Origin of the sequence: Chitinophaga sancti, from assembly GCF_034424315.1 — a bacterium.
GTDB classification, from domain to species: Bacteria; Bacteroidota; Bacteroidia; order Chitinophagales; family Chitinophagaceae; genus Chitinophaga; species Chitinophaga sancti.
The window spans coordinates 7,257,692-7,274,105 of record NZ_CP139972.1 but is presented as its reverse complement, the minus strand read 5'-3'; the positions used below and the strand labels follow the sequence as shown (position 1 = coordinate 7,274,105).

General features: G+C 45.3%; 14 protein-coding genes. 3 read left to right on the top strand and 11 right to left on the bottom strand.

From position 1 onward, the window contains the following. Positions 1-71 precede the first annotated feature (71 nt). From U0033_RS28665 to U0033_RS28620, 10 genes are all read right to left on the bottom strand, one after another. Positions 72-989 carry an RraA family protein gene (locus U0033_RS28665; RefSeq protein WP_072361612.1) on the bottom strand — a complete coding sequence of 306 codons (918 nt, stop codon included), beginning with the start codon at positions 987-989 and terminating at the stop codon, positions 72-74. Positions 990-992: 3 nt separating this feature from the next. Further along, positions 993-2,228, bottom strand: a complete 1,236-nt coding sequence (locus tag U0033_RS28660; RefSeq protein ID WP_072361609.1) for an amidohydrolase/deacetylase family metallohydrolase — start codon at positions 2,226-2,228, stop codon at positions 993-995. A 90-nt stretch (positions 2,229-2,318) separates the two neighbouring features. Then, positions 2,319-3,554 carry an aminotransferase class V-fold PLP-dependent enzyme gene (locus tag U0033_RS28655; RefSeq protein ID WP_072361590.1) on the bottom strand — a complete coding sequence of 412 codons (1,236 nt, stop codon included), beginning with the start codon at positions 3,552-3,554 and terminating at the stop codon, positions 2,319-2,321. 75 nt (positions 3,555-3,629) lie between these two features. Then, positions 3,630-4,091, bottom strand: a complete 462-nt coding sequence (locus tag U0033_RS28650) for a RidA family protein (RefSeq protein ID WP_072361587.1) — start codon at positions 4,089-4,091, stop codon at positions 3,630-3,632. A 19-nt stretch (positions 4,092-4,110) separates the two neighbouring features. Next, the gene (locus tag U0033_RS28645; protein WP_322518606.1) at positions 4,111-5,625 is read right to left on the bottom strand and encodes a SusD/RagB family nutrient-binding outer membrane lipoprotein; all 1,515 of its coding nucleotides are present in this window, start codon (positions 5,623-5,625) and stop codon (positions 4,111-4,113) included. A 30-nt stretch (positions 5,626-5,655) separates the two neighbouring features. Then, on the bottom strand, positions 5,656-9,102 hold the full coding sequence (locus tag U0033_RS28640) for a SusC/RagA family TonB-linked outer membrane protein (RefSeq protein WP_072361581.1): 3,447 nt from the start codon (positions 9,100-9,102) through the stop codon (positions 5,656-5,658). A 51-nt stretch (positions 9,103-9,153) separates the two neighbouring features. Then, positions 9,154-10,182: a FecR family protein gene (locus tag U0033_RS28635; RefSeq protein ID WP_072361578.1), complete on the bottom strand. Its 1,029-nt coding sequence runs from the start codon at positions 10,180-10,182 to the stop codon at positions 9,154-9,156. A gap of 45 nt (positions 10,183-10,227) precedes the next feature. Next, on the bottom strand, positions 10,228-10,842 hold the full coding sequence (locus tag U0033_RS28630; protein WP_072361575.1) for an RNA polymerase sigma factor: 615 nt from the start codon (positions 10,840-10,842) through the stop codon (positions 10,228-10,230). Between the two features lie 42 nt (positions 10,843-10,884). Continuing rightward, positions 10,885-11,949, bottom strand: a complete 1,065-nt coding sequence (locus U0033_RS28625) for an acyltransferase family protein (protein WP_072361572.1) — start codon at positions 11,947-11,949, stop codon at positions 10,885-10,887. 97 nt (positions 11,950-12,046) lie between these two features. Then, complete coding sequence (locus tag U0033_RS28620) at positions 12,047-12,484, bottom strand: hypothetical protein (RefSeq protein WP_143150731.1); 438 nt, start codon at positions 12,482-12,484, stop codon at positions 12,047-12,049. Between the two features lie 339 nt (positions 12,485-12,823). Between U0033_RS28620 and U0033_RS28615 the strand changes: the two genes are divergently transcribed. Continuing rightward, the gene (locus U0033_RS28615) at positions 12,824-13,396 is read left to right on the top strand and encodes an RNA polymerase sigma-70 factor (RefSeq protein WP_072361566.1); all 573 of its coding nucleotides are present in this window, start codon (positions 12,824-12,826) and stop codon (positions 13,394-13,396) included. A gap of 2 nt (positions 13,397-13,398) precedes the next feature. Beyond that, the gene (locus U0033_RS28610) at positions 13,399-14,280 is read left to right on the top strand and encodes a FecR family protein (protein ID WP_072361563.1); all 882 of its coding nucleotides are present in this window, start codon (positions 13,399-13,401) and stop codon (positions 14,278-14,280) included. On the opposite strand, the gene nfi is transcribed toward U0033_RS28610, so the two are convergent. Then, positions 14,262-14,942, bottom strand: coding sequence for a deoxyribonuclease V (gene nfi / locus U0033_RS28605; RefSeq protein WP_072361560.1), 681 nt, complete (start codon positions 14,940-14,942; stop codon positions 14,262-14,264). The two genes, U0033_RS28610 and nfi, sit on opposite strands and share 19 nt — an antisense overlap. A 151-nt stretch (positions 14,943-15,093) precedes the next feature. On the opposite strand from nfi, the gene U0033_RS28600 reads away from it, so the two are divergent. Then, positions 15,094-16,226 (top strand): IS630 family transposase gene (locus tag U0033_RS28600; protein ID WP_322518473.1). Its coding sequence is split into 2 segments (ribosomal slippage): positions 15,094-15,517 and positions 15,517-16,226, totalling 1,134 coding nucleotides; the frame shifts between segments, so codons are not numbered across the junction. The last annotated feature ends 188 nt before the right edge of the window (positions 16,227-16,414 follow it).

The window sequence follows — 16,414 nt, the reverse complement described above, 5'->3', positions numbered from 1 at the left end:
TGCGTTTTAAAATTTACAAAGTGCACTTCTCTAATTTACCAGGTACGTATGCCAGTTAGCAGGTGCAGCGGTTACCAGGTGCGTTTTTCTAACATTTTGTCCAGCTCCTGCCTGCTCATAGGGGCTTTCCCTGCCTGCTGGTGCTGCCATTCCAGGAAAGCCTGCCTGATGGCATCCGTCCAGTTATTATCAAGTTCACCAGGTGTATATTTCCCCCCCTTCAGCATCTCAAAACTAAACGCATCTTTCACCTGGATAAATGCAGCAATACCAATCACTTTTTCTGCAAGGTGCGCCGGTACAAAAATGACTCCTTCCTTTGAAGTCAGCACCAAATCGCCTGGCAATACCACTGCCTTCCCTATACGAATTGGCACATTCATACCAGACAGCATTACGTTTTTTAAAAAAGACGGATCCCAGTCTCTTACCAGCGCATTAAAGCCGGATATTGCTTCCAGCCCTTCCAGGTCGCGCGCCGATGCATTGAATACTACACCATTACCTGTGCGGGCAAAGATAGCATTACCCAGTGTAGAACCAATGAGGGTACCATCTGTAATTTTCCCGAATCCATCTGCCACATATACATCCCCCTTACCCAGTTGCTGAATAGGCCATGAATTGGTATTACCCTTCCAGCCTCTTTGCTGCCCCCGTTCTTTCAGGTGCTGTTCCACATCCGGCCTTGCAGGAATAAACATCGCGGTCAGGGCCCTGCCCGCAATCACACTATCCGGGTGGATCATTTTAAATCCACCTTCAAACTGGCAATGATAGCCCTCTCCTTCCAGTATCGTCCATACATCATCCAGCCCTACCTCCTTTGCCTGCGCAATCACGGCGTCCGGAATACGGGGCCGGCCGTCCGGAAAGCGTTCCCCCTTCCAGTCGGCCGTTAAAAAGATCAGCTCCTCTTTGGATATGGTCTGTGCTGCCAGGTGTACATACCCCAGCAAACAGAGTGGAATCAAAAAAAACAGTTTCATATTCTAATTTTCGGTTTGTACTGAAATACTATCCGCCAGTCCATTCAGATCATATACTACCTTACCCGCACGAATGGTCACCTCACATGCAAGCCGCTCCTTTCCTTCCAGCTTTACACCCATCGGATCCGCAAAACCAAACTGCCCTTTCTCCAGTCTTAAAATAGCAATGTCTGCCACACTATTCTCTGATAAAGTACCCAGTTCCTCATGACGGATTGCTTTTGCGGCATCGTCCGTCGTTGCTTTGATTAGTGCAGGAAAACTCATGCCCATCGCCATCATCTTCGACATCACATTCAGCAGGTCTTTCATAGCCGCATTCATACTCCCGGTGTGAATATCCGTACTGATGGTATTCGGCAGGAAACCTGCTTTCATAGCCGGCATCGCAATCTTATAGGAGAAACTGGTACCACCATGACCTACGTCAAAGAGGATTCCTTTTTTACGTGCAGCCCAAATGTAATCAGGTACTTTCCCACTTTCATCTACCACCGGCATGCGACCCTTTACATTCGCATATACATGTGTAAATATGTCGCCGGGGCGCAGGTGCTTTTCAAATAATTCATTCAGCGGCAAAGGTGGGTTACTGCCTCCAAAGTCAATCATCACAGGCGTTCCCGTTATCTCCCCGGCCTGCACGGCCCTGTCTACAGGCGTCCATTCTGCCCCTTCAAAATGTGCGACCTTAATACCTACCAGGTACTTTCTATACTGGCGGATAGTCAAGGCCGTCATCTTTGCATCCATATCATTGGTGTCCTGTTCGTAAGCACCACCACGCATACCACCGCCTACAATATTTAAGAAAGCCAGTACCCTTGTCTGTGAATGTTTGATGGTCTGATCCAGGAAGGTTTCAAAACTGCGCCAGCCCGAACTACCAGCATCTACAACAGTCGTCACCCCACAGCGGAATGTAAAACCATCCGGTGCTACTGCACTGTAACTGTTATTCAGATACCTGTTAGGAGTGGTGCCGATAAAGTTATGCGTGTGAATATCGATGAGCCCCGGTGTGACATATAATCCTTTTGCATCTATCACTGTAGTGGCTTTCGCCGGATCAATATGTGGTGCAACCTTTGCAATGGTATCATCCCTGAGTGCAATATCCATGACAGCATCGATATGATTTCTTGCATCGATGACATGCCCGTTTTTTATGAGGAGGCTGTATTGTTGTGCATGCAATGCACTCCCTGCCAGCATGAGTAAAAGTAAGAACTTCATCGGCTGTAACTTTAATGTTAAGACCTGTAGTAAAAATTAACAGGGAGCCCCAAAAGACTCCCTGTAGGTGACTAGACACACTCCAATTTATCAGCCATGCGTTTCTGCAAGTGCCTTTTCTGTCAGCGCCTTTTTGAGCGCTGCAGCGACTATCTTTTCCTGTCCGGGTACCAGCATCCAGGTCGTAATGGCTATGGCATGCTGGTTTTCCCCATCAGCAACTTCGATAGATGGATTACCGCTTCTCAGCTTTTCTTTTAACTGGGCAGCTGTAGCAGGAATTTTTTTCTCATCCCAGCTTATATGCAGTGTAGGTACATGATTGGCAATAGCCGGTACTTTCACTGTCGTCTTCACACCACCCACTGAAGTCGCAGCATCTCCGATCAGTTTTACCTGTGCTTCCCACATCTTCCACTCTTTATCATGGTCGGTAGCCAGGTAGGTTTCCAGCGCTATCAGCATACCGAGTATTTCTTCTTTATTTACTTTCAGACCACGACCAATGGTGTTCCCTCTTGGCGGTGCACTGAGACGCGCTGCCTGGATGTATTTCTTTCTGCCCAGCAGTAAACCAGCACTCTGCGGACCCCGAATTCCCTTACCACCAGAAAAGCAAACCAGGTCATACCCCATCTTAGTGTACTTAAACAGGTTTTCCACAGGAGGTACATCTGCTGCACAATCTATCATCGTAGGAATGTTGTGCGCCGCGGCTATTTTCTGAAACTCCTCTACCTGCACCGGTCCGTCAAAATTATTTGCATTCAGGAAGTACATCAGTGCCGTCTTGTCAGAGATAGCATTGATCAGGTCTTCCTTCGTATCCGTATAGACAATCTTTAACCCTGTGTTCTTCAGCGCATGTGCATATGCAATATCATGTTTGCGCTGAATGATCACTTCTGTTTTCATACCTGTACCTTCCAAATGAGGCAGCTGTGCTACCTTCTTTTCATCCATACCGGTGAGCACACCTGCTGCACCCAGCGTCATGGCAGATGCACAACCGGAGGTAACAGTGGCATATTCACATTTCAGCAATTGCGCTATGCGTTCGCCTACCTTATCCTGCAGCTCATCAAGTAAAACAAAATCTTTGGAAGCATAGTTAATGGCATTCATCACTTCGGGGCGCATGAGCGAACCCGTCATAGCCGTGTAAGTACCGGCAGCATTGATAAAGGTGCGAATACCCAGTTCTTTAAAATAATCTTTAGCAACAGTATTGGCTGTGGCGCTTAATGGCAATATACTGGCACTGCCTGCGAAAGCCCCGAATACAGGGATCACAGACATATTTTTCAATAAGTCTCTGCGGTTCATGAGTAGTAAAATAAAAAGTAAGAAGAAAGGGGGATCGCTTTAAGAAGCGATCCCGTAGAGAAGGGGGAACTATTGTTATAGCGATGCGATGCAGTCCATCTCTACAAGAGAGTCTCCCGGCACTCCTCCATATACAGCTACGGTAGTTCTTACCGGAGGATTCGATCCAAAACGGCCCCTGTACACTTCATTCATAGCCTTGTAGTCGTTCAGGTCATGCAGGAATACACTTACCTTCAGCACCTTGTCCATCGAAGAACCTGCCTTTTTTAACTGTGCTTCCATCTCCTTCAGCACATGATCAGTATGTGCTTTGATATCGCCATCAAAATGAGCACCGATACCAGCAATGTATACGGTATTGCCATGTACTTTGAAGCTGGAAAACAAAGGTACTTCCTGGTCATATACTACATTTCCATTTTCAGTAGTGGCAGGTAGTGTAGCGCCGGCTGCTTTTGCAACAGCACTGATTCCGGTGAACCCGGCTGCCGCAGCCAACATCTTCTTTAATACTGATCTTCTTTGGTTTTGCATGATAGAAAATTTGAGAGGATTATTCTTTATCCCACCATACGCGGGTTGTCATCAGGTTAGCGCCTTGTCTGTTCACGGCTTCCTGCAAACTTGCAGCGTTCACACTTTCTTCAGAAGGCGGATACAGCAGGCGGCGGGGAATCGAACCGCCGGTAATGTTACCAGGAATGTTCACCGGGATGATTGCAGGATAACCCAAACGACGCCAGTTAGCATGGATCTGCTGCCCATCAAGGAACAGTGATACATAGTATTCATTCCCGATCATTTCCAGTTGCTGTGCAGTAGTACCAGCCAGTACATGTGCCGCCTGGTAAGCAGTGATCCTGCTGTCAGCAATCACACCGGCAGCACCGAACTTTGCCCAGTTGCGCATAGAAGCCCCAATTGCATTGGCAAACGAAGCAGCCGCATCTCCGGCATACCAGCCTCTTACAGCCGCTTCTGCCAGGTACAGGTTTACTTCAGCAGCACTCATCACGATAATCGGCGCTGTGTATTGTAAAATGGTGGCAGGGTTCGGTTCTGAGTAAGTAACAAAATTATCCGGCTTCAGCAACAAGCCATTTGGCATCCCTGATTGTAAAGCAGTCGTCGTATCTGCCTTACCATCTTTCCATACAATCGCGATTACATTCAGGCGCGGGTCATTATTGTTCTTCAGCATGTTGATGAAGGTCTGCGCCAGTTTACCTCCTTCTGTGTTACTCTTACCATCTGCTACACCATAGTCGTTTGATATCAGTGCAGCCGCTCTTGGATTCCTGTTTAGCGCAGTACCATCTGTATACTTCATGGTAGCAATGTCCGCATCATCAGTGATCACACCACCTGCAATGGCTTTCTGGACCCATGCCTGGGAAGACGCCGCATCTACTTTTGACATGCGCATGCCCAGGCGCAGCATGAGCGAGTAAGCAAATTTCTTCCACCTGCTTACATTACCCTGGTAGATATAATCACCCGGGCCAAAAGTAGCTTTGGAAGCATCCAGCGCCGTTGCAGATTCATCCAGTTCTTTCAGCATGTCAGCATAAATGGCCTGCTGCGCATCGTACTTAGGTGTAAACACATTACCGGTATATCCCTTTGCTGCTTCAGAATAAGGAATATCACCATAGAGATCCGTAAGGCGGCTCATGATAAATGCACGCCAGATACGGGAAATAGACAATTTGTTGGTTTCTGATGCATCAAGTGCGTTGATCACTGTGGATATTTCATTCACAGCATTAGGATACCCCGTTGTAAAAAAGTCATATGGATAGGTACCCTGTTGAAAATAATATTTATCCCCTATACCCGGTACATCTTTGTAAGTTGCAAACTGCTGCATAGATCCGCTGCAGGCCAGTACATCAGTCGCAAACCAGCTATTGTTCAGGGCATCCAGCAATGACTTGCTGAACATATATTCCGGAACAATGTTCGTTGACGCATCCGGATTCACATTCATATCTTCGAAGCCTTTGTCGCAGGACTGCATCGTTAACATCGCTGCGATGGCTGTATATATCAGAAAGTTAAAACGCATTTTCATAATTCGAGTGTGTAACATGAACAATTAGAATTTAGCCATCAGGTTCAGACCAAAGCTCCGGGTGCGTGGTATACCAAACGCTTCGAAGCCCTGCGCATTACCGTTCGTGTAGCTGGATTCCGGATCAAAGTTGTCCGTTTGCTTGTACAGGGTAAGCAGGTTACGCGCTACGAAAGACAGGGAAGCACTCTCCACGATCTTCAGTTTTTGTACTGGCAGCTGGTAGCTAAATACCACCTGCCGCAGTTTTACAAAACTACCATCATACATGAACTGATCTGTGTAGTTCTTTGTATTGTCGTAGTAAAGACGCAGGTTAGATACAGGAATTGTCTTCGCATAAGGATTACCATTCTGATCTACACCGCTCAGGGCCAGCCCGTTTTCACGACCTGCCAGGGTCTTCTTGTGCAGACCGAAACGGGTAGCGTATACATCCATTACAGAAAATACTTTGTTACCGAACTTACCATCTACCAATATATCCAGAGACAGGCGTTTATATCTGAACGTGTTGCTGAAACCCATGGTCAGTGGTGGTACACCATTTCCTAAGTATTTCAGTGCACTCTTCTGCTCATAACCGGTAGCGCTGTTATAAATGGTTTCACCCTTTTCATTTTTCGCTACGGAATAGCCCTTGATCACACCATAAGGATGACCTACAGCATCGTGTACGAATGCCCAGCTACCTACGCTGGTCGCTTTCTCCAGGGTGGTCAGACCTGCTGCCAGCTGGATCACCTCACTCTTGTTGTAAGCCATGTTATAGCTCACGTTCCAGGTAAAGTTCTTAGACTTTACAGGGGTACCTGTCAGCAGTACCTCAATACCTTTGTTAGACAATTTACCTACATTCAGCAGGGCCTTATTATAACCGGTTGCAGTAGAAATTGCAGTACTTAAAATGTCGTCCGTGGTTTGCTTACTATAGTAAGTGATATCAAAACCTACACGGTTATTCAGGAACTGAGCTTCCACACCTGCTTCAAAAGTAGTAGCGGTGAGTGGTTTCAGGTTGGGATTAGTGACCAGGTTTGCACCACCGGACTGGGTCACTGTCTGCACAGGTTGGCCGGCATGTCCACCCTGTACCATGGTATAACTCTGGTTTAAGATGTAGGGATCAGGTGTAGCGCCTCCCACCTGTGCCCATGATGTACGTAATTTGGCATAGCTTATGGCTTTAGGCAATTTCACTGCATCAGAAAGGATGAAGCTTGTACCTACTGCAGGGTAAAAGATGTGGTTATTCTGTGGGCTTAAAGTAGAGAACCAGTCCTGGCGGGCGCTGAAGTTCAGGAACAGGATGGACTTATAATCCATATCTATTGCTCCGAATACAGAGTTGGTCGCTACGTTATTTCTTGCCGGTGTAGTAGTTACAGTACTTAAGTTGGTGTAGCTATAGAAGAACGGAATGATGAACTGTGTACCAGTGATCAATGTTGAATTTGATTTGTAACGGCGTGCGTTACCACCTGCCAGTACATTCAACCCGATCTTTCCGGCCAGCCTGGTATTGTAGTTCGCAGTCAGCATAGAGTTGGTTTCTGATACTGCATTTCTCAAACCACTGTATTCACCCGTCGCATTTGTAGTATATACGGTACCGGTAGGTAGGATGCCTACATAGTCGTAGTTAAAGAAGTCACGGCTGACATTTCCTTTCACATACAGGTTCTTCATCAGGTCGTATTTTACGCTTGCCTGGCCAATGAAACGGTTCTTGGTATCATTGTTCTTAAAGCGGTTCACTACGAAATAAGGGTTGGAAGCATAGGCAGTTTCGTTCCACTGTATTTCACGACCGTTTGCATCATAACCTGGATCCAGTGAGCGGATATCTACTGTATTCGCGATCATATATACGCCCCAGTTGGGGTTGCCGGTAGCATCCCCGGAACTGGAACGGTTTGTGGCATTCTCTACATTGTATTGCGCTATTGCTTCTATGCTCAGTCTCTTACCCAGTACAGCATTCAGGTTCAGGTTTGCAATTTTTCTATCAAACTTTGAATTCGGAACGATGCTCTTACTGTTGGTATTAGCCAGCGAGAAGCGGAAATTCATTGATTCATTACCACCGCTGAAAGCGACAGTATTGGTATAGGTAGCACCTGTACGGTAGAAGTTTTTGATATTATTTTTCTGTGGAGAATAAGGATGTTCCTTCCCATCAAATGCGATGTAATTCTGACCATCCATCTTAGCTCCCCAGCTACGGCGGCCCCAGGTCACTGCCTGTGACTGTGAATTAGGTTTTACACCACCATCACCCTGGCCATATTCATATTGCCATTCAGGATACACAGCTGGTGTTTCAGCAGTAAAAGTAGAATTGTAATCCAGACCTATACCTTTGCGGGCACGACCTTTTTTGGTAGTGATCACGATCACCCCGTTTGCAGCGCGGGAACCATACAGGGCCGCAGCAGTACCACCTTTCAACACGCTGATGGTTTCGATATCATCAGGGTTGATCCCACCAATACCATCACCACGGTCTACGTTCTGACCACCGCCACCTGTGGTAGGGCTACCACCCGGCGTTGTGTTATCGATAGGCATACCATTTACAACATACAGGGGTTGGTTATCTCCATTCAGGGAAGTGTTACCCCGGATGATCACGCGGCTGGAACCACCAGGGCCACTTGCAAGGCTGGTTGCGTTCACACCGGCAACTTTACCTGTCAGCGCATTGGCAATGTTCACCTCGCGGGCCTGTGTGAAATCAGTACCCTTTACTTCGGTTACCGCATATGCCAGCGCTTTCCTATCCTTTTTGATACCCAATGCAGTTACCACTACTTCAGAGAGTGCTTTATTGGATTCCACCAGTGATACACCCACAAGATCCGTGGCACTGCTTACAGTGATCTCCTGTTTGTCAAATCCAATAGATGAAACCACCAGTACAACCGGCAGGGTAGCATCTTTCAGGTTGAGTTCGAATTCCCCTTTTTCATTCGCCACAGTAGCGATAGAAGATTTACCTTTTACAGAAATAGTAGCGCCAGGTACAGGTACACCATCAGGGCCGGTAATTTTACCTTTCAGTTTATCAGCGAAGAGAGAATTGTAATTGAGAATAGTTGCATTCGCATCACTGTTATAAATAGAATACTGTGTCTTATTGACACGCATATAACCGAGTGCGAAATCAGATAGTAATAATTTTAAGGCAGCTTCTGCCTCCATTGTTTCTGCTCTGTCTACAAGATCAGCAGGTACCATTTTGCCATCCAGCAGTCCCTCTCTGTATGCGAAACGGATATTTTGCAGCTTTTTCAGCCTTACCAATGCATCTTTAAGTGACATTGTTCCTGCCTTGTGGTATGGGATATTATCTGTCTGCCTCACGGAAGCATACATTGCGGGCGTCTGTGCGCTGACAGGTGCAGCAATACCTGGTAGCAGGGCACAGGAAAGCAGCCCCAAAAGTAGATTTTGGTTTAAGATGTTCATTAGTTTTTTTTTACGTGTACTGTTTATACGCGCTTCCTCCGCGTACTCCCTTTACTTTCCTGATGTGATGACCAGTTCCTTTTTGGAAGGACGATCAATTGTTACGTTTAGCGTAGTGGTAATTACGGTTAAGAGTTCTTCAACATTCGTTACGTTAATATCTCCTTCAATCTTTAACTTCCTGAGTGAGGCATCCGCTACTTTTACGGTATAGCCATAGTTATCCTGCAGTGTTTCTATGATCTCACCTAAAGTGGCATCTGTAAACGTAAGCTGTATCTCAGTCCAGCGCTTAATCTTCTCGGGCTTATCTAATTTTCTTGTTACTGATAATTTATTGTCTGCGTATTCCACATAGTCTCCGGGCAACATGACGAGCGAGCGATCCTTATTATAATCTACTTTGATCTTACCGGTGATCAATCCAACTTTGGTTCTGCCATGACGGCTTCTTACATTGAAGGATGTACCCAGTACTTCTATACTAATACCATTGCTATGTACTATAAATTGCTGGCCGGGGCCGGTTCGGTTGATATGCTTTACATCGAAATAGGCCTCCCCTTCTATCCATACTTCCCTTGCTTGTTTGTCACTCCATTCTTCATTGAATGAAATGGCAGATGATGCATTGAGTGTTACGGTGCTGTGGTCTGGCAAGGTCACTGTTCTCATTTCTCCATAACCAGTTGCTACCTGCTCCATGTGTGGCCGTGAATAATGATTCACAATCATAAATCCACCGGCAGTGATTACCAGGGCTACAGCTGCTGCACGCACCCAGTTGTTCAACCAACGCATGCGTACAGGGCGCGCACCCTGAGTTGCTATAGTAGCCGTGATCCTTTCGAGTACACGGGCTTTGTTATCTTTATTGTTCCAGAACTCCTGTGACCGATAGGAACGGATCACAGTAACAGCAAACTTAAAGTTGGCAGCTGCTGCAGGATACAGTACAGGGAATTCGCTCCAGAATTCTGCTGCTACAGGGTCTTGTTCTTTACCTGATACCCATTTAATAAAGGCATCATCGTCCAAAAAATCCTGTAGTGAATAGTCTAAATATTTATCATTGTTCATCACGCTATCCCCTGTTTATTGGTATTATACATGACATAGTAAAAATTATCCCTCCGGAATCGGAATTTTTTTAGAAATATTTTTCAGCAGGAAAAAAAGGCAGCATATCAGCAGCCAGGTTTGTTTGTTGGAGGCCTTTTGGAGGTTATCGAGGGCTTTATATAATAACTTGTACGTGGAACTCATATTGATGTCCATAATAACAGAGATCTCTTCGTAGGACATACCTTCATAAAATCGCAGGAAGATGATTTCCTGTTGCCTGGCAGGCAAAGTATTCACCATTTCAATTACCTGCTTTCTCAGCTCCTGCTCTTCCTGCCTGAAAGAGGCATCAGGAATAAAGTTGACGGTAAAACCATTGCCTTCCCCGTCCAGTTCCACAAATTTGGAAAGAGACTGGATCTTACGGAATAAGGTAGAACGGAATGCTTTGTACAAATAATTTTTTACAGATACAGGTTCACCCAGGCGTTGACGCGTAGTCCATATTCTTACAAAAAGATCGTGCACTACATCATGGATGAGGTCTTCATCGCGCGTGAACTTTCGCCCATAGTTATTCAATAGTTCGTAGAACTCTCCATAGAGAGCGGTAAAGGCATCCCAGTCCCCCTGTTTAAACGCATTCCACCATAATACGTGACTCTCCGATTGCATGAGCTTAAATTTTGGAAGACGCTTAATAATACAAAAAACTGCTTAAATCTTCACGATAATATTTCGCTTGTACATAATCCATACAGGTATAAGCATGAGTAATACCAATGTGATAGCCGCTGCCAGAGAAGCATTCAGCGGTGATAACAAAGGCATGAACAGGGAAGAGGGTATGCTGTGTATTCTTGGTACCAGTCCGGACAGTACATAAGCCGTAATCGCATTACGACCAAAGGCCACAAATGGTGCTGTACCTTTTTTATATCCCTGTACATCTATCAGCCAGTAACACAGGGCCAGTCCCATGCTGGCTAAGCCAGCTGTAAACAACACAAAGCTACTTGTCCACAATTGTTTATTGATCGGGAAAAAGCCGTCCCATATTAATCCTGCCAGTACAGCGATAAAACCTGCTGTAAATAACCAGGCCACTTTCTCTGCTTCAGGTTTATCCTTCCTGCGCACCCAATCGCCTACCATAATCCCCAGCAAACCGGTACCGATCGCAGGCAGGGTACTCAATATCCCTTCAGGATCCCAGGTACGGGATGATTTCCAGAGGTGATCCGGCGTAAGAATCGTCCTGTCCAGCCATGCACCCAGGTTAGTTTCCGGTTCCAGGTTGGGAAAACCTACACCCGGTACAGGTACAAAGGTCATAAGCAGGTAGTATACGATTAATAAACCACCACAGATCCAGATCCGGGTTTTGCTGCTGGTCTTCAGATACAGGAGGGAAATAATGAGGTATACGACCGCAATCCTGGCCAATACACCCGGGATACGAACATGTGCGAAGTCGAACTTAGGAATGAGTCCGAAAGCCAGTCCGATGCCAAATATGATAGCCGCACGGCGAAATATGTGGAGAATGAGGGATTTATGCAGGGCAGGGTCTTCCCGCCTGCTGCTCAGGGCAAAAGATACCGCTACCCCAACCATGAAGAGGAAAAATGGGAATACCAGGTCAGTCGGCGTACAGCCATTCCATTTGGAATGCTCCAGTGGGCCGTAGATATGGCCCCAGTCGCCGGGATTATTCACGAGGATCATTCCGGCTACCGTAACGCCGCGAAAAAAGTCTAGGGAAAGTAAGCGCTGTTTCATTGAATGAAAAATATAAAAAAAAAGGGAATCATTATAGTGATTCCCCTTCCGGCATTATTTCTATTTCAATTTTCTATAAATAAAATCATCCAACACCTTAATCTTTCTTCTCCGTTTGCATTTTGACCAGGGTAGCCCTGTCATAAAATATTAGCTTGCTGATCTTTAAGGAATTCTCATTTGCAAATTGAATATCCACCTGGTAATAATCAGGGAATTTATCTCTTGGCGCATAATACCGGCACCTGAAAAACACCGTGCTATCTGTCTTCATCGCCGTTACCGCCGGTATAGTCATTTCTGCCACATCCCGGATACTCTCGGCCGCCCCTTTCATGCTCGACTTCAAATGATCGTCGTATTTCACTTTTGTCTGATCCAGTAATGTCGCTGCCCTGTCCGGCCTGCCATCCTGTACATACTCCATAAAGTTCGTAGCGACTTCCCGTTGATCTATATTTCCCAGGGACTGGGCAAAAGAGGGTTGCAATGCCAGCAGGCAAAGCACCATGGATACGAGATACTTGTTTTGCATATGAAGGAGAATAATGGTGGTTGAATTTGAATACGAGTCTATTTATATCAATTCTTCATTTTGAATCAAACTTCATATTGAATACAACTCCCGGATTAGACAGTCATCACCCTGCCAGGTTTAAAGTTATCCGTACATTTGCTCCACCTAATTTAAGCTATTAACCTTAGAAAATGAACGAAAGAGAAATACATCCATAAAAGCCTGGAATCCTGGCGAAAGGAACTGATCCGCTCCCCGGTAAGGGTACAGTAGTATCCCGAAAAAAGTATTCTCCCCCGAAAATAACTACACCTCTAAGGGTAATTGTTCTTCCCTGTTGTCTACCTTTGGGCATTCGTGAAAGAAAAATTATCAGATAGCAATGCCATAGCGCAATATTTCTTCGAATATTTCGAAGCACTGCATCGTTACGCCTATACGTTGCTGAACGACAATGATGAGGCAAAAGATGTGGTGCAACAGATCTTTATGCACCTGTGGGAGAAGAAAGAGACGCTTTCCATCACTCAATCAGTGCGGGCTTATCTTTATACCGCTACACATAATCACTGCCTGAACAGGATTAAAAGCCGGCAAACCCGGGAGCGGCATTATCATCAGTTTGTAAAGGGACAGGAATACACTACATCGGACAATGAAGAGCAACTATCCTACCGGGCGCTAAAACAGGAAGTTTTATCAGCAATGGACGATTTACCTGCTAAGTGCCGGGAGGTATTCTACAAGAGCAGATTTGAGGAAAAGACCTACCCGGAAATTGCAAAGGAACTGGACATCTCCCTGAAAACGGTGGAGGCGCACATGGGCAGGGCGCTCCGTACTTTAAGAACGAAATTGTCTGACAGGACCTGGTTCTGGCTCCTGATCTCCTTTCGTTTATTGTCTGACATTCAAAAATTCTTTCACTGATTATGGCAAATATTCAAATCACCGACGAACTGCTATCGAAATACTTTGCCGGGGAGGCTCTCCCTGAAGAAGCAATGGCGATTGATGATTGGAAGAACAGCCATCCGGACAACGCCAGCCTTTTCAATGCCAGCTGGGATGCATGGCAGATGGCCAGCACTCACCCTTATTCAAAACCAGATTTACAAGCCATCTGGCAACAAACCATCTCCCGACCCCGCCGAAAAATACGCATCCTGCCATGGGTAGCGGCGGCAGCCTGCCTGCTGACAGCCGTTGCATTATTATGGCTGCAACTCAGGAAACCGGCCACCATCACCATCGCCGCTACACAGCAAACGGTTACACAAACACTACCCGACGGCTCCGTTGCCAAAATAACACCCGGCGGAAGCATCAGCTATAACAACCGTACCATTCAGCTGAAAGGAAACGGTGACTTTAATGTAAAATACGATCCGGCAAAACCATTCATGGTGCAGGCAGGCCCTGTGCAAATCACCGTACTAGGCACCGCTTTTCATGTAGAAGAAAACGATTCGCTCGTCACTGTGCAGGTGAGCAGCGGAAAGGTAAAAATGAATAAAGCCTCCAAAGAAATAATTATTACCGCCGGCCAGATGGGATACTATAAAGCAGGCGCTTTGGTACTTGAAAACTATCACTTTACGTTTGACAACAATACACTGGGCAGCATTATCGAAAGGCTTTCCATGGCTTACCATAAAAAGATCGTGCTGCAAAACCCTGCTATGGCAGATCTAAGAATATCCAGCGTATTTGAAAACCAAGCACTTGACTATATACTGGAAGTCATTACCTCTACCCTCAACCTGAAATACGCTTATCGTAATCCTGGCGAGATTTATATAGAAGAAGAATAGTTATTCTTATACGCCAGCATCGCTTCCCGGCCATAATGATCCGCTTTGCGGGTGGTTTCGGGCAAACGGTATTCATGCGCCATTTTCAATACGATGTCCGTAGCGGTAGGGATACTGATCTTATGCCCCGGAGATACAAAAACAGGATTGATGCCGGCCTGTGTTCTTAATACATTACCAAGCTGCTCCCGGTTATCTTCTGCCAACAAAGGAGAGATACTTCCCCGGGCTTCTGCCACGGGCTCATAATCGCCAAACAAGCGTGTTTTCCCGCATCCCAATGTAGGAAGGTCCAGCACTATCCCCAGGTGACAAGCCAGTCCAAATCGCCTTGGATGAGCCAAGCCGTGGCCATCACATACAATCAGCTCAGGATGCAGTGCCAGTTTCTTCCAGGCTTCCAGCAGGACAGGCATTTCCCTGAATGAAAATAAACCCGGGATGTAAGGAAAAGTCACCTGCATCACATGGGTAGCCACAGCCTTTACCTCCAGTGTGTGAAAATCCAGTACTGCAATAGCACCGGCTATCAGGTCAGTTTCTTTGTCGTATTCCACATCCACCCCGGCTATGAGTTTTAGATCAGTTGGCAACTGGTCATTGATTATCAATTGCTTCCGAAGGTCTTTTTGTAGTTCAATAGCTGCTTGTTCAGTTAACATACTATAAAAGTAGAAATATTCCGGCACCTATGCGTGTATAGGCAAGCAAGGCTCAGGTAAGTACATTGTAAGTATATTATAAGTACACTAGTGCTATGTTAAATATCAAATGACGTAAATATAATGTATATTCGATGAAATATTTCCGGAGATGATACGCTATACCGTTAAATTAACAAAAAGTGAAGTTGAAGAATTACACAGCATAATAAATAAAGGTTCACATACTTCTCAAACCTTTCGTATGGCTTATATTCTATTAAATTGTGATGATGGAAAATACTCGGAAAAAGTGACCAACGAGCAAATAAGTAAAGTTTTGAAAGTTGGGATGCGCACAATAGATCGGGTTAAGAAGAAATTTATAGAAGAAGGCTTTGAAGGGGTATTAGAAAGACGGCCTTCAAATCGTATTTACGAGTCTAAAGTGGATGGAGATATAGAAGCGAAGTTAGTCACATTATGCTGTAGTGAGCCACCTAAGGGATTTGCTAGATGGTCGTTACGGCTCCTGGCAGACAAGATGGTTGAATTAAAGTATGTAGAAAAGATCTCTCATGTAACAGTAAGAAAGGTCTTAAAAAAAATGAACTTAAGCCCTGGAAATCAAAAGGGTGGGTAATCCCACCGCATTGTAATAGCGAATTTGTGGCAAAGATGGAGAATGTGTTAGATGTATATAAGAGGCCTTATAATGCTGATTATCCTGTTATTTGCATGGACGAGTCGCCAAAACAGTTAGTCGATGAAGTGAGACAATCAGTTGCCATGAAGCCTGGTCAGGAAAGAAGAGTAGATTACGAGTACGTTAGACATGGCATGGTAAATATATTTATAGCAAATGAACCATTGAAAGGGAAGCGTTTTGTGGAGGTAACAGCATTCAAAGCCAGAAAGGATTGGGCAATGTTTATTAAAGAAATCGCAGATAAGAAATATCCCAAAGCGAAAAAGATAACCCTGGTGATGGATAATTTAAAAACGCACACGGGTGCTGCATTTTATGAGACCTTTGAACCCAAAGAAGCAAAAAGGCTGTGTGACAGATTTGAATTCATCTATACCCCAAAACATGGAAGCTGGTTAAATATGGCCGAAATAGAATTGCACGTATTGAATGGACAGTGCCTGAACAGGCATATATCTACAATCGAGAAGGTAAAAGAAGAGGTCACGGAATGGCAAATTCATCGAAACAATAAGAACAGCCAAATAAACTGGCAATTCACAAACAAAGAAGCAAGAGTGAAGTTAAAAAGATTGTATCCGTCAATTAATAATTAACCTAACACTAGAAGGTCACTTCTATATCGATTGGATATTGAAGTGATATAGAGATGATCTTTTAGTGATGTATTAGTACTGATTTAGCACAAAAGACGGCCTATAGACGGACCCTGTTTTATTGGGTTAAAAAGCGGCCTTAGATTTTAAAAGGAGGAGGCATCATTTTGAATTTAATCGAGCCGGCG